This is a genomic window from Halomarina litorea, assembly GCF_024227715.1.
Classification (GTDB): domain Archaea; phylum Halobacteriota; class Halobacteria; order Halobacteriales; family Haloarculaceae; genus Halomarina; species Halomarina litorea.
Map to the genome: position 1 here is coordinate 975604 of NZ_CP100448.1, position 13245 is coordinate 988848.

The window sequence follows — 13245 nt, forward strand, 5'->3', positions numbered from 1 at the left end:
GGGGTAGGGGTATGACCGGCTTCTCACGGCGAATCGAGGAGATCTCCATCAGCGGCATCCGGAAGGTGTTCGAGGCGGCGGGCGAGGACGCCATCAACCTCGGCCTCGGGCAACCCGACTTCCCGACGCCGGCACACGCGAAGCGAGCGGCCATCGACGCCATCGAGTCGGGGCGCGCCGACGGCTACACCTCGAACAAGGGCACGCTCGAACTCCGGGAGGCCATCGCCGCCAAACACGACCGGGACAACGACTTCTCGGTGGACCCCGAGGATGTCATCGCCACCGCGGGCGGGAGCGAGGCCCTCCACATCGCCATGGAGGCCCACGTCGAGGACGGTCAGGAAGTACTCTTTCCGGACCCCGGATTCGTCTCCTACGACGCCCTCACCCGACTGGCCGGCGGGACGCCGAAACCCGTCGAACTCCGCGAGGACCTGACGATGGACCCCGCCGCCGTCGAGGCGGCAATCACCGAGGACACCGCCGCGTTCGTCGTCAACTCCCCGTCGAACCCGACCGGCGCGGTCCAGTCCGAGGAGGACATGCGCGAGTTCGCCCGCATCGCGGACGACCACGACGTGCTCTGTATCACCGACGAGGTGTACGAGCGCATCACGTTCGGGCGGGACCACCACTCGCCGATGGCGTTCGCCGAGACGGACAACGTCGTCGTCGTCAACGCCTGCTCGAAGACCTACTCCATGACCGGGTGGCGACTCGGGTGGGTCGCCGGCAGCGAACGACGCATCGAGCGGATGCTCCGCGCCCACCAGTACGTGCAAGCGTGCGCCAGCGCCCCGGCGCAGTTCGCGGCCGAGGCCGCCCTCTCCGGCCCGCAGGACGTCGTCGGCCAGATGGTCGAGACGTTCGAGGAGCGCCGCGACATCCTGCTGGACGGACTGGAGGAGATGGGACTGGACACCCCCACGCCGCAGGGGGCGTTCTACGCGATGCCCCGCGTGCCCGACGGGTGGGTCGACGCGGTCATCGACCGCGGCGTCGTCGTCGTCCCCGGCGACGCCTTCGGGCAGGGCGGCGCGGGCCACGCCCGCATCTCCTACGCCGCCAGCACCGAGCAGTTGAAACAGGCCGTCGAAATCATGCGCGAGGCGACCGACGCGGTCCGCTGAGTCCTCGAACCACGAACGCGCACCACTTCCCCCTCGAACTCGTAGTGTCGACGTGGACTCACTCGCACCCGCACACGTCCCGTTCTACGAGACGCCCGCCGAACAGCGTCGGGTCTGGGAGCGATGTGCCGACCGCGACCTGCCGGTCGTCGCGGTCCGCGACGCCGAACGCGGTTTCGTCGTCAGATACGACCTCCAGCACCTCGACCGGGAACTCTCCCCGGACGCCCTCCAGCGACTCCGCGACCGACTTCTGGCCCACCGCGACCGCGACCCCCTCGACGCCCGAATCTCGCAGGTCGAGCAACTGGGCGGGGAGACGGGACCGGTCTCCGGCGAACTGCACGAGGGGACCGAGAAGCGAGCGCGGACGCTCGCCTCGCACCTCGCGGAGACGGTCCTCGACGAGCGCAACTGGGCCTGACCGTACCGTGCGACCGTTCGTCACACCACCCTGACACTTTTTACTCCCCGCGGGTCTCGGAACGAGTGAGGACAATGAACCCCGTTATCCGCTTCGATTGACCCCGGTCCCACCGGCCCTCGTCTCCCGTGGACGAGTCCTCGCCGTGTCGGGACCCCCGTCTCGGCACGACTGCTCCTGCCGAGTGCCGCATCGCTCACGAGTGCCCACCCCCCGCAGTCAGATGTCACGACAGCACTCACCCCGTTCCCGACGTACCGCCCCTGAACCCGCCGCCCTCGACCGGCCCCGCGCCCTCGCTGGCACGTCCGGTCACCGCCGCGTCCCCGCCGACGCCCGGTCGCTGACCGCGACGCTGGCGATGACGCTCCTCGCGCCTCTCGCCGTCGCCGTCGTCGCCTACCCGCTGACCGCCCTCGCGGCCCTCCTGACGCTGGCCGCCCTCGCGGCCGTCGCTCGCGCCGCCGCACGACGGGTCGCCGGCCGGCAGGCCTCGCTGGCCGTCCCCGGCCTCGGCCTGCGCCTCGACGTCGGCCTCGCCGAACGCTGACCGCTCCCCGGTCGGCGTGAAAGCAGCCTGACGTTTTATTGCCGTGTCACGCTACCGTTCAGCATGGCTATCGCCAGACACGGAGACGGCGTCCGCGCCGACCTCGCGGCACTCGCCTCGCAGGTCCACCCGGTGTTCATGCTCCCGCCCGTCGCCGCGAGCGCGTTCGGCGCGGTGCTCGCCGGGGAGTTCTCCGTCCCACTGGCGCTCTTGCACATGGTGACGGCGTTCTTCGCGCTGTACACCGCCCACGTCAAGGACGGCTACGTCGACTTCCACGTCCGCGGCGAGGACAACGACCATCCCCTGAGCGCGGCGGGGTGTCGCCGCACCCTCGCCGGGTCCTCCGTCCTCTTTTTCCTCGGGACGACGGCCATCGCCGTCCTCGTCGGCCCCACCGCCGCCCTGCTCACCCTCCCGGGGTGGGTCATCGGCTATCTCCACGCCCCGCAACTGGACATGAACCCCGTCACCGCGACGACAGGCTACCCGCTGGGAATCGGGTTCGCCCTCGTCAGCGGCCACTACGTCCAAGCCGAGTCCGTCTCGCCGACCGTCCTCGGCTTCGCCGTCGTCTTCGTGGCCGTCCTCTCGGGCATCAAGGTCATTGACGACGCGAAGGACTACGAGTACGACCGCTCCATCTCCAAACGCACCGTCGCCGTCGTCCTCGGGCGCGAGCGCGCGCGCACGACGGCCTACCTCCTCATGGCGACGGGGATGGTCGTCGTCTGTGCGCTCGCCGTCCTCACGCCCGTCTTCCCGCCGGGGAGCGTCCTCGCCGTCGCCGCCTTCGCCGCCATCGCCCTCCTCACCCGCCGGATGGACGCCGAACACACCACGATGGTGCTCATCCGCGGGTCGTACGTCTTCCTCGCTCTCCTCGTCGTCGCGGTGTGGTTCCGGCCGTTCCAGTGAGGGCGTCGGGGGGCTTTTTCACGGCACACGGCGAGTGACGGCCATGACCGACTGGTTCGACGACCGGGAGGCCCTCGCAGAGCAGTACGCCGACGCCGCCAACCTCTCCGACCGCGTCGCCCTCCACGAACGGTTCTCGACAGCCGAGGTGGACCTCCACCCGTGGCTGTTCGACCGCCTCGACCTCCCGTCGGACGCCCGCGTCCTCACCCTCGGCGGCGGGCCGGGCGACCTCTGGGCGGCCGTCCCCGACCGCGTTCCCGAGGGCTGGTCGGTCCTCCACACCGACGCCTCGCCGGGGATGGTCGAGGAGGCACGCGAGACCCTCCGCGACGCGAACGGCGGGTTCGGCTTCGGCGTCGTCGACGCCGCCTCGCTCCCCTTCGCTTCGAACTCCTTCGACGCCGTCACCGCGAACCACATGCTCTACCACGTCGCCGAGCGCCGCCGTGCGCTCCGCGAGGTTCGTCGGGTTCTCCGGCCCGGCGGGCGACTGTACGCGACCACGAACGGCGAGCGGGCGCTGAAGGAGGTGTACGAGGTCGCGGAGGGGGTCCACGGGGGCCCCCTCGCTCGAATCGACGGGTTCAGACTGGAGAACGGGCGCGAGCAACTCGCCGACGTCTTCGAGTCCGTCACGCTGCACCGTCACGACAACGCCCTCGCCGTGACGGAGGTGGAACCCGTCGTGCGCTACCTCTGCTCGCGCGAGGAGTTCGGCCCCGAGGACGCCCCCGACCTCCACGCGGCGTTCGTCGACCGGTTCGAGGACGGCGTCCTCCACGTCGAGAAGGACACCGGCGTCCTCGTCGCCCGGAAGGAGGGAGGTCGATGAGCGCTCCGACCCTCACCGACGGCGACGTCTTCGCCGCCGACACCGAGAGGGTGGTCGCGGCGATGGAGTCGGCGTTCCGCGAACACGCCGCCGGAACGCTCGTCGCGCCCCCGCGCTGGTCGCTGGACGTTCCCGCTGGAGAACTCGTGTTCACGGCGGGCGCGGCCCTCGGCCGGGGCGCGATGGGCTTTCGCGTGTACGAGACGCTCGGGACGGGTGACGACCACACGCAACTCGTGGCCGTCTTCGACAGCGAGTCAGGGGCCTACCGGGGGCAGTGCGTCGGACACGCCGTCGGCCTCCTGCGCACGGGCGGCATCGGCGGCGTCGCCATCGACCACCTCGCACCCCGCGACGCGTCGACGGTGGGCGTCCTCGGGTCTGGCGCGCAGGCCCGGTCGCAACTGGAGGCGGCCTGTGCGGTCCGGGATGTCGAGGCGGCACTGGTTTACTCGCCGACGAGGGAGCACCGCGAGTCGTTCGCCGCGACCCTCCGGGAGTCCACGGGGGTGCCCGTCGAAGCCGTCGAGAGCGCCGAGGCGGCGGTCCGCGACTGCGAGGTGCTGGTGTGTGCGACGGACAGCGACTCGCCCGTCTTCGACCCGGAGTGGCTAGCGCCGGGCGCGCACGTCACCACCCTCGGCCCGAAGTTCGCGGGAGCGCACGAACTCCCCCTCGCGATGGCCGAGGCCGCCGACTGCATCGCGACGGACTCGCTGGCGCAGGTCGAGGGGTACGCGGAGTACCGCGACCCGTTCTTCCTCGACTCGCCCCGGGACGAGATGGTCGAGTTGAGCGCCGTCGTCGCGGGCGACGAGGTCGGACGCGAGAGCGATGACGACCTGACGCTGTTCTGTTCGGTCGGCCTCGCGGGGACGGAGGTCGTCCTCGCGGACGCCTTGCTCTCGGGGCGGGAGTAGTCGGGCGGGATCGGACGGGGTCGGGCGAATCGAGTCGCGTCGGGTGGGGGCTTCATGGCCCGTCCGCGAGTAGGCCCCGGCGATGACCGACGACACCGACGACACGCCGACCGGCGAGACGGCCATCGACGCGGGAATCTGCGAGCGCGTCGCCGCCGAACGCGACGTGGACGCGGACGACCTCGCGGGCGCGTTGGACGTGGTCGCCGCCGACCTGACCGACGAGCACTCGCGGTTCGAACGCGAGTACGACCACACCACCGTCGAGGGGTCTCGAATCTACTTCGTCGACGGCGAGGAGTGGGCCGACATCGGCGACCGACTGGACCTCTCGGAGTCGACGCTCGGGGCGGTCCGGGCCGCCCACGAGGAACAGGCCGAGCGACTGCTCTCGGAGGCGACGACGGGCTACCGGGAGAAACTGGCCGAGGGGACGGCGGTCGTCGCGGGCGTCGACACGGCAGAGGAGATGGTCTGAGCGCCCTCAGGAGGCCGTACTGACGATCTTCACCACGTCGCCCTCCGCCAGTTCGTAGGCGTCGCCGATGCGGCGGTTCTCCTTCGCGTTCACGGCGTGGAGGTAGCCGTCGCCGATGTCGGAGTGGACGGCGTACGCGAGGTCCTTCGGCGTCGAGCCTCGGGGTAAGAGAAAGGCGTCGGGGAGGACGTTCTCCTGCCCGTCGGTCCACTTCCCCTCGTTCTGGACCGGGTAGGCGGTGACGTGGTCGAGGAAGTCGTAGACCGCGGTGTCGAGGGCTTCCTGTACGCCCGTCCCGCCCCACGCCTCCATGACCGTCCGGATGCGTTCGAGGCCCGCCTCCTGCTTCTCGGAGACGTCGCCAGTGACGGTGAAGTCCGGGTCGCCGGGGTCGTAGTCGATGACGCCCGCCTTCGCCGCCTGTCGGAGGGCGAGTTCCCCCTCGGCGGTGGCCGGTACCACGACCTCTGCGGCCTCCCGGAGGCGGTCGAGGTTCTCCTCGCTCGCGGCGTCGGCCTTGTTCGCGACGACGATGATGGGCTTCGAGCGCTCGCGGAGGTCACGCGCGAGTCGCCTGCGGTCCTCGTCGGTCCACTGCTTGGGGTCGGTCGGGTACTCGACGGTGCGGAGGGTGGCGGCCACATCGGCCTCGCTCGCGCCGATGCCGGTGAGCATCTCGGTGAGGGCGTCTTCGAGGTCGAAGTTCGGGGAGCGAGACTGGCGCTCGACGGACTCCCAGTTGCGGTCGACGATGCCCGCCATCCAGAGGTCCATCTCCTCCTCGATGAAGTCGACGTCCTGTACGGGGTCGTAGCTCCCCGGTTCGACGGGTTCGCCCTCGGCGTTCGTCCCGCCGGAGGCGTCGACGACGTTGAGGATGACGTCGGCGTTCGAGAGCGCGTCGAGGAACTGGTTGCCGAGGCCGCGCCCCTCGTGGGCGCCGGGGACCAGTCCCGCCACGTCAAGCAGTTCGATGGGGACGTACCGTTTCCCGTCGTGGCAGTGTTCGTCGCCACAGCGCTCCTCGCGTTCGAGACAGGGACACTCGGTCCGGACGTGGCTCACCCCCCGGTTCGGGTCGATGGTCGTGAAGGGGTAGTTGCCGATGTCCACGTCCGCGAGCGTCGCGGCGCGGTAGAAGGTGGACTTGCCCGCGTTGGGCTTGCCCGCGAGCGCGACTGAGAGCATACCGCACCCCTCGCGGGGGGACCGGGTGTGCCTTTCGGTCGCGCGACTCTCGCGTCCCGCGCTCGTCCGAACCAGTTATCATCGAACCGCCGGTAGCCGGGGACGTGTCGAGCGAGGAGTTCCGCGTCGATATGCACGTCAAGATACTCGACGAGCGAGTCGTCGAGCGAGCGAAGGCGCGCGGCCTCGACGCGCTGGTGTACGCCCCCCACTTCGTCCGGTTGCCGAACATCGCGGCGAAGGCCGAGGCGTTCTCCGACGAGGATCTGCGGGTGTTCCCCGCCCGCGAGATATTCACCGGGTCGTGGCGCGACCGGAAGCACGTCCTCGCCGTCGGCCTCACCGACCCCGTCCCCGACTTCGTCACGCTCGAGGGGGCCATGCGGGAACTCGACCGGCAGGACGCCGCCGTCCTCGCCCCCCACCCCGAGTTCCTCACCGTCAGCCTGGAGGAGTCCGACATCCGGAAGTACGACGTGGACGCCGTGGAGGTGTACAACCCGAAGCACTTCCCCGAGCAGAACGACCGCGCGCTCGAAATCGCCCGCGAGACGGGTCTGCCGGGCTTTACCTCCTCGTACGCCCACCTCCGGGGGACCATCGGCGAGGCGTGGACCACCTTCGAGGAGCCCGTCACGGACGCTTCGGGTCTCGCCGACCTGCTCAAGGAACGCGCCCCGCGCCGGGTCTGTCACCGCGACGGCCTCGAACACCGCCTGCGCTGTACGGTGGAGGCCGCCCACCTCGTCTACGAGAACACCTGGGGGAAGATAGACCGCGTCCTCCTGTCGGCGACGGAGGCGACCCACCCGGGGCACATCGCGTACGACGGTCGATTCGACGACGTCCGCGTCTACTGAGCGCGTCGGCTGGCGGGCGCGGGGTTTTCCGAGAAGTGACGATCCGACGCGCTTACAGGAGGGCGGCGATGTCCGCGGTGTTCGGGTGGACGAACACGCGTTCGCCGCGGCGGTCGACCTCCAGCAGGTCGCAGTCGGCCAGCATCGGCAGGTGGTTGTGGTACAGCGAGACGAGCACGCGGTCGGTGCGCTCGTCGTCGCCCTCGTCCTCGAACTCCTCGCCGACGACGGCCTCGGCCAGCGCGTCTATTTCTATCGCGTCGTCGTGCGTGGCCAGGACGCGCAGGGTGGCGCGACGGCGGGCGTTCGCGAAGACGCGACACAGCGCGTCGCGGGACTGTTCGCTCGTCTCGAACTGGGGCGGTCGGGCGGCGGCGATGGAAGTGGTCTGACTCTCCATACGAACAGTCTCAAGATTGTACGCATTAGCTCAGCACCCCCAAGGATTTGGGACCGGGTCAGTCCGGCCCGGTGGTGGCGACGGGCTGATAGTTTCTCGAGGATGTCGGGGTCGACCCCGCGGCACCTCCCCGGTCGTAACAGATATTACTACCTCCTGTCTCGGTTGGTTTCATGAGTGAGGCGCTGGAACGTGTCTCGACGGGTATCGACGGGCTCGACGAGGTGCTCTACGGGGGGTTCATCCAGAACCGGACGTACATGATTCGGGGAGAACCGGGCGCGGGCAAGAGCATCCTCGGACTCCACTTCCTCGTGGAGGGGGTCGCCGCGGGCGAGGACGTCATGTACGTGAACATGGAGGAACCCGTCCGCGAGATACGCGAGAACGCGGCGTCGCTCGGCGTCGACGTCTCGGACATCGACTTCCTCGATATGAGTCCCGACTCGGAGTTCTTCACCGAGGACCTCTCGTACGACATCTTCAGCCCCGACGAGGTAGAAGGCGACGTCCTCACCGACCGCATCACCGAACGGGTCCGGGAGGAGTCGCCGACGCGCATCTTCGTCGACCCCATCACGCAGATGCGACAGCTCTCGCCGGACGAGTTCCAGTTCCGCAAGGAGGTGCTGTCGTTCATGCGGTTCCTGAAAGAGCAGGGGGCGACGGTGGTGTTCACCTCGCAGGCGACGCAGGCGACGCCGGACGACGACCTGCAGTTCATGTGCGACGGCGTGGTCGAACTCGACCGCACCTCGCGCGGCCGGACCGTCTCGGTATCGAAGTTCCGCGGGTCCGGCGTCGAGAACGGCGACCACGCCCTCAGCATCTCCGACGAGGGGATGACCGTCTACCCGCGTATCGTCCCACGCGACTACGAGAAGGAGTTCTTCGCCGAGTCCATCCCGTCGGGGGTGCCGGAACTCGACCAACTGCTCAACGGCGGCCTCGAGCGTGGCACCGTCACCATCGTCTCCGGGTCGCCCGGCGTCGGCAAGACGACCACCGGCCTCCAGTACATGAAGGAGGCCGCGGGTCGCGGCGAGCGCTCCGTCGTGTATTCCTTCGAGGAGGCCCGGAGCACGCTCGTCCACCGCTGTGAGTCCATCAACATGCCCATCACGGACATGATGGACCGCGGGACGCTCGCCATCGAGGAGGTGGAGGCGCTCCAGCTCTCGGCGACCGAGTTCGCTCACGCCGTCCGCGAGGAGGTCGAAGAGCGTGACGCCCGCATCGTCATGATCGACGGCGTCGAGGGGTACAAGCAGGCCCTGCGCGACGAGAACGACAACCTGACGCGCGAACTCCACTCGCTCTGTCGCTTCCTCAAGAACATGGGAGTGACCGTCATCCTCATGAACGAGATACGCACCATCACGGGCGACTTCACGCTCACCCAGGAGGGGCTGTCGTACCTCTCGGACACCATCGTCTTCATCCAGCACATCGAGATGGACTCGCGGATGCGGAAGGTCATCGGCGTCCTGAAGAAACGCACGAGCGACTTCGAGCGGACCGTCCGTGAGTTCCGCATCACCGAGTACGGCATCCGTATCGGCGAACCGCTGACGGGTCTCGACGGCATCCTCACCGGGAACCCGACGCGCGCGCCAGGTGACGACGCTTTCGCCCACGACTCTGCGGCCGAATCGTTCCCTCCAAGGGCTGACCAGATCCCCGACGGCCACGGCGGACCTGACGGGTCGTCACGCTGGCTCGACGCCGACCGAGACCGATCGCAGTGACCGACCCGTCATCGGGGGACGACGGGACACACGCGGTCGCGGCCGAACGCTGCGGCGACCGGCAGCGACCCCTCCTCGGGGGACCGACGGGGACGCCGCGCGTCGTCGTCTTCGTCGCCCACGACGAGAACCGGCGGCTCCTCGCGGAGTGGCTGGCGACCGACTACGACGTGGTGACGGCGTCGTCGCCCGACGACCTCGACGGGTCGTTCGACCTCGCCGTCGTCGACCGGGTCGCCCTCGCCCACCACGAGGAACCGCTGATGGAGCGAAAGCGCCGCGAACGACCCGTCCTGTTGCCCTTCCTGTTCGTCGTCTCCCAGCAGGAACTCGACCGTCTCGGGCCGGGCGTCTGGGAACAGATCGACGGCGTCGTCCGCGAACGGGTGGACGAACTCATCACCACGCCCATTAAGAAGGCGGAACTGGAGGGTCGGCTCTCAAACCTGCTCAACTCGCGGGAGCTCTCCCTGCGACTCCGTGACCAGCGCGAGCAGTACCGCCGCCTGCTGTCCGTCGCGCCGGAGACCATCACCACCGTCGACTCCGACGGGACCGTCCGGTACCTCAACAGCCGCGGGGCGGAACTGTTCGGCGTCGACGACCCCGAGGCGCTCTACGGCGAGTCGCTGTTCGACGCGATTCACGAGGCGGACCGCGAGGCGGTGCGGTCGCTCGTCGGTGGCGTCGGCGACTCCGACGAGTGCGCCCCGGGCGAGGCGACCGGGGACGACGGTCCCCGCGGGGCCATCGAGGCGCGCGTGGTGACGGACGGCGAGGTCAGCCACGCGGAACTCATCGCCGCGGCCATCACCTACGATCGCCGGCCAGCCGTCCAACTCGTCGTCCGCGACGTCACCGAGCGCCACCTCCGCGAACAGGAGATAACCCGCCAGCGCGACGCGCTGCGGACGCTCGACCGGTTGAACGCCCTCATCCGCGACATCGACCAGGGGCTCGTCAGGGCGACGGACCGCGCGGAGATAGAGCACACCGTCTGCGACCGCCTCGTCGGGAGCGGGCGGTACGTCGCCGCGTGGATCGGGACCGACAGCGCGACGCGACACGCCGTCACCCCGCACGCCGCGACGGGGGCGGCCGACGACTACCTCGACGAGGTGGTCATCTCGACGGGTGGCGGCGACGGCGTCCGCGACCCCGTCGGACAGGCCCTCGCCACGCGGTCGGTCGTCGTCGTGGACGACCTGCAGGCGACGGAGGGGGGCCGGTGGCAGGCGGCCGCCGCAGCCCAGGGATTCGGCGCGGCCATCGCCGTTCCGCTCACCTACGAGGACACGCAGTACGGGGCGCTCGGCCTGTTCGCCGACCGCCCCGGCGCGTTCGAGGACGCGGACGAGGTGTCGGTCCTCGAGGAACTGGGCGAGACCATCGGCCACGCGGTCAACGCCGCCGAGAGCCGCCGCGCCCTGCTGGCGGACCGGGTCGTCGAACTGGAGTTCGCCATCGATCAACCCGACTCCGCGCTCCACCACATCTCGGCGGACATCGACTGCCAGTTCCGCTTGGAGGGCGTCGTCGCCGCGACCAACGGGTCGTTCTTGGAGTACTTCGCCGTCGTGGACTGCGACCCCGAGGCGGTGCTGGAACAGGCCGAGACCGAACCCGCCATCAGCTACGCCCGGTTCGTGGGCGAACACGGGGGGGAGGCGCTCTTCGAGTTCGTCTTCGACGAGGAGCAGGTAGTACAGGCGTTCGGCCGACTCGGCGCGCGCGTCGTGGACCTCGTCGTCGAGGACGGGCGCTACGAGGTGACCGTCGAACTCCCCTTCGAGAGCGATATCCACGCCATCACGACGGGGCTCCAGGAACGCTACGAGGCGGCGAGCCTCCTCGCCCAGCGCGAGACGGAACACGCGCTCACCTCGCGCCATGAGCTCTGGGCGTCGTTTCAGGAACGGCTCACCGACCGCCAGTGGGAGGTCGTCCAGACGGCGTTCTTCGCGGGGTTCTTCGACTGGCCCCGCTCCAGCACCGGCGAGGAAGTCGCGGAGTCCCTCGACGTCTCGCCGTCGACGTTCCACGAGCACCTCCGGGCCGCCGAGCGGAAACTGCTCGAGGCACTGCTGGAGGGCTAGGGGTCAGAGTCCGAGCGCCGCCCCCGCCGTCGCGAGCGCAGACGGCCCGTACCAGACGACGCCCGCGGCGACGGCCAGTTCGACCGCCGTCACCGCGAGTGTCACCGCGTTGGCGAACCGACTGCTCGTCGCCACGCCTGTCGGGAGGCTGTACTCCTTCGGGAAGGGATAGAACAGGGCGATACCCCGCTTGCTCCCCACCACGTCGAGGACGTAGTGGGTGAGGACGCCCACCCAGACCCAGTGGAGGTTGTCGAAGGCGAACGGGAACGCGAGGAACACCCCCAGCGTGAGGAGGTTGTGGAGGGTCTTGCGGTGGCTCCCGAAGGCGGTGTCGACGTCGGGGAACAGCGCACCGAGGACAACGGGGACGGTCACCGCGGCGACGGTCCGCAGGGTCTCCGTTCCGCCGGACGGTTCGAGGATGAACCCCAACCCGACGCCGAGGAGGAGGCCGTTGATGACGTGTCCGTCCTTGTTCACGCCCGTCGGTGGCGCGAGCGCGCCTAAAACGTTGTCTCTCTCCGGGTGGCGACTCAACCGGACTCGATTCGCTCCAGCAGGTCCGTGAGCGCCCGGTCGACGAACCCCGCCTTCACCTCCTCGCGTGTGCCCTCCACGACGTGCCGTTTCACCGTGGTCCGCGACTCGCCGGTCCCCCACGGCGCGGCGTTCGCGACGCCGACGTACACCGTCCCGACCGGGTCCTCGTCGGTGCCGCCGTCGGGCCCCGCGATGCCCGTCGTCGCCAGCCCCCACGTCGCGTCGGCGGTGTCACAGACCGCGCGGGCCATCTGCCGGGCGACGGGTTCGCTCACCGCGCCGTGGTCGTCCAGCGTCTCCCGCGAGATGGCCAGCAGGTCCCGTTTGGCGTCGTAGGAGTACGAGACCACGCTCCGGTCGAAGTAGTCGCTCGCCCCCGACACGTCCGTGATGCGGGACCCGACGAGACCGCCCGTACACGACTCGGCGATAGCGAGCGTGGCGTCTCGTTCGCGGAGGACCTCGCCGACCCGCTTCTCGATGGGTTCGTCGTCGCCGTCACCGCTCTCGTCGCTCATACCCCACCCTCGCCTGGACGGGGAAAGAATCGTTCGCCCCTACGTGTACAGAAGACCTATACCTCGGTTCCGACCGCACTCCCCATGCCCGGCGCACGCGTCACCCGCGGCGAGCGAGTCGCCCTCCGAACCCTCGAACGCGGGGACCTGTCGTTCGTCCAGCGCGCCTGTACCGACCCCGACCTCAGATACCCCCTCGGGACTCCCGTCAAGAACCGGACGGAACTGGAGGAGGGCTTCGAAGACCGCTCGGACGACCGTTTCGTCGTCTGTCTCGACGCGCCGGACGCCCCACCCGGCGCGCCCGACGAGGGCGACACGGAGCCAATCGGCGTCGTGAGCGTTCAGGACGCCGACTGGAAGCGCCCGGAACTGGGCTACTGGCTCGTCCCGTCGGTCCACGGCGAAGGATACGGCACGGAGGCCGTCTCGCTGGCCGTCGACTACACCTTTCGGACCTACGACGTGCCCGCAATCGGCGCCGGGGCGTTCGCCTCGAACGACGCCTCGCGGGGCCTGCTCGAATCGCTCGGGTTCACCGAGGAGGGCTGTCGTCGGAAGTTCATGTACGTCGACGGGGAGTACCGCGACATGGTCCAGTACGGCCTGCTCCGCGAGGAGTGGCGCGGGTAGG

General features: G+C 69.6%; 15 protein-coding genes. 11 read left to right on the forward strand and 4 right to left on the reverse strand.

Going from position 1 to position 13245, the window contains the following annotated elements:
* Nucleotides 1-11: 11 nt before the first annotated feature.
* From NKG96_RS05305 to NKG96_RS05335, 7 genes are all read left to right on the forward strand, one after another.
* Nucleotides 12-1133, forward strand: a complete 1122-nt coding sequence (locus NKG96_RS05305) for a pyridoxal phosphate-dependent aminotransferase (RefSeq protein WP_254537430.1) — start codon at nt 12-14, stop codon at nt 1131-1133.
* Nucleotides 1134-1185: 52 nt separating this feature from the next.
* Entirely contained in the window at nt 1186-1557 is a 372-nt protein-coding gene (locus NKG96_RS05310; RefSeq protein WP_254537431.1) for a hypothetical protein, read from the forward strand.
* A 223-nt stretch (nt 1558-1780) separates the two neighbouring features.
* Complete coding sequence (locus NKG96_RS05315; protein WP_254537432.1) at nt 1781-2107, forward strand: hypothetical protein; 327 nt, start codon at nt 1781-1783, stop codon at nt 2105-2107.
* Nucleotides 2108-2170: 63 nt separating this feature from the next.
* Complete coding sequence (locus NKG96_RS05320; protein ID WP_254537433.1) at nt 2171-3025, forward strand: UbiA family prenyltransferase; 855 nt, start codon at nt 2171-2173, stop codon at nt 3023-3025.
* A gap of 43 nt (nt 3026-3068) precedes the next feature.
* Nucleotides 3069-3860 carry a class I SAM-dependent methyltransferase gene (locus NKG96_RS05325; protein WP_254537434.1) on the forward strand — a complete coding sequence of 264 codons (792 nt, stop codon included), beginning with the start codon at nt 3069-3071 and terminating at the stop codon, nt 3858-3860.
* Complete coding sequence (locus tag NKG96_RS05330; RefSeq protein ID WP_254537435.1) at nt 3857-4780, forward strand: ornithine cyclodeaminase family protein; 924 nt, start codon at nt 3857-3859, stop codon at nt 4778-4780. Before NKG96_RS05325 ends, NKG96_RS05330 begins: the two co-directional genes overlap by 4 nt.
* 82 nt (nt 4781-4862) lie before the next feature.
* Nucleotides 4863-5258 (forward strand): DUF8048 family protein, encoded by a 396-nt coding sequence (locus tag NKG96_RS05335; protein WP_254537436.1) that lies wholly within the window; start codon nt 4863-4865, stop codon nt 5256-5258.
* A 6-nt stretch (nt 5259-5264) separates the two neighbouring features.
* Here NKG96_RS05335 and NKG96_RS05340 read toward each other — a convergent pair whose 3' ends face one another.
* A complete protein-coding gene (locus NKG96_RS05340) occupies nt 5265-6446 on the reverse strand; it encodes a redox-regulated ATPase YchF (protein WP_254537437.1) in 1182 nt (393 codons plus the stop codon).
* 131 nt (nt 6447-6577) lie between these two features.
* Here NKG96_RS05340 and NKG96_RS05345 point away from each other — a divergent pair, with 131 nt between their 5' ends.
* Nucleotides 6578-7306: a PHP-associated domain-containing protein gene (locus NKG96_RS05345; protein WP_368409290.1), complete on the forward strand. Its 729-nt coding sequence runs from the start codon at nt 6578-6580 to the stop codon at nt 7304-7306.
* Between the two features lie 52 nt (nt 7307-7358).
* Here NKG96_RS05345 and NKG96_RS05350 read toward each other — a convergent pair whose 3' ends face one another.
* Nucleotides 7359-7706, reverse strand: coding sequence for a DUF7344 domain-containing protein (locus NKG96_RS05350; RefSeq protein ID WP_254537439.1), 348 nt, complete (start codon nt 7704-7706; stop codon nt 7359-7361).
* Nucleotides 7707-7879: 173 nt separating this feature from the next.
* Here NKG96_RS05350 and NKG96_RS05355 point away from each other — a divergent pair, with 173 nt between their 5' ends.
* Together NKG96_RS05355 and NKG96_RS05360 are read left to right on the forward strand one after the other, a co-directional pair.
* Nucleotides 7880-9454 (forward strand): ATPase domain-containing protein, encoded by a 1575-nt coding sequence (locus NKG96_RS05355; RefSeq protein ID WP_254537440.1) that lies wholly within the window; start codon nt 7880-7882, stop codon nt 9452-9454.
* Nucleotides 9451-11550 (forward strand): bacterio-opsin activator domain-containing protein, encoded by a 2100-nt coding sequence (locus tag NKG96_RS05360; RefSeq protein WP_254537441.1) that lies wholly within the window; start codon nt 9451-9453, stop codon nt 11548-11550. The genes NKG96_RS05355 and NKG96_RS05360 overlap by 4 nt, the downstream gene beginning before the upstream one ends.
* A 3-nt stretch (nt 11551-11553) precedes the next feature.
* Here NKG96_RS05360 and NKG96_RS05365 read toward each other — a convergent pair whose 3' ends face one another.
* Nucleotides 11554-12033 carry a metal-dependent hydrolase gene (locus NKG96_RS05365; RefSeq protein ID WP_254537442.1) on the reverse strand — a complete coding sequence of 160 codons (480 nt, stop codon included), beginning with the start codon at nt 12031-12033 and terminating at the stop codon, nt 11554-11556.
* 53 nt (nt 12034-12086) lie between these two features.
* Nucleotides 12087-12611, reverse strand: a complete 525-nt coding sequence (locus NKG96_RS05370) for a CinA family protein (protein WP_254537443.1) — start codon at nt 12609-12611, stop codon at nt 12087-12089.
* Between the two features lie 84 nt (nt 12612-12695).
* Between NKG96_RS05370 and NKG96_RS05375 the strand changes: the two genes are divergently transcribed.
* The gene (locus NKG96_RS05375; protein ID WP_254537444.1) at nt 12696-13244 is read left to right on the forward strand and encodes a GNAT family N-acetyltransferase; all 549 of its coding nucleotides are present in this window, start codon (nt 12696-12698) and stop codon (nt 13242-13244) included.
* Nucleotide 13245 lies beyond the last annotated feature (1 nt).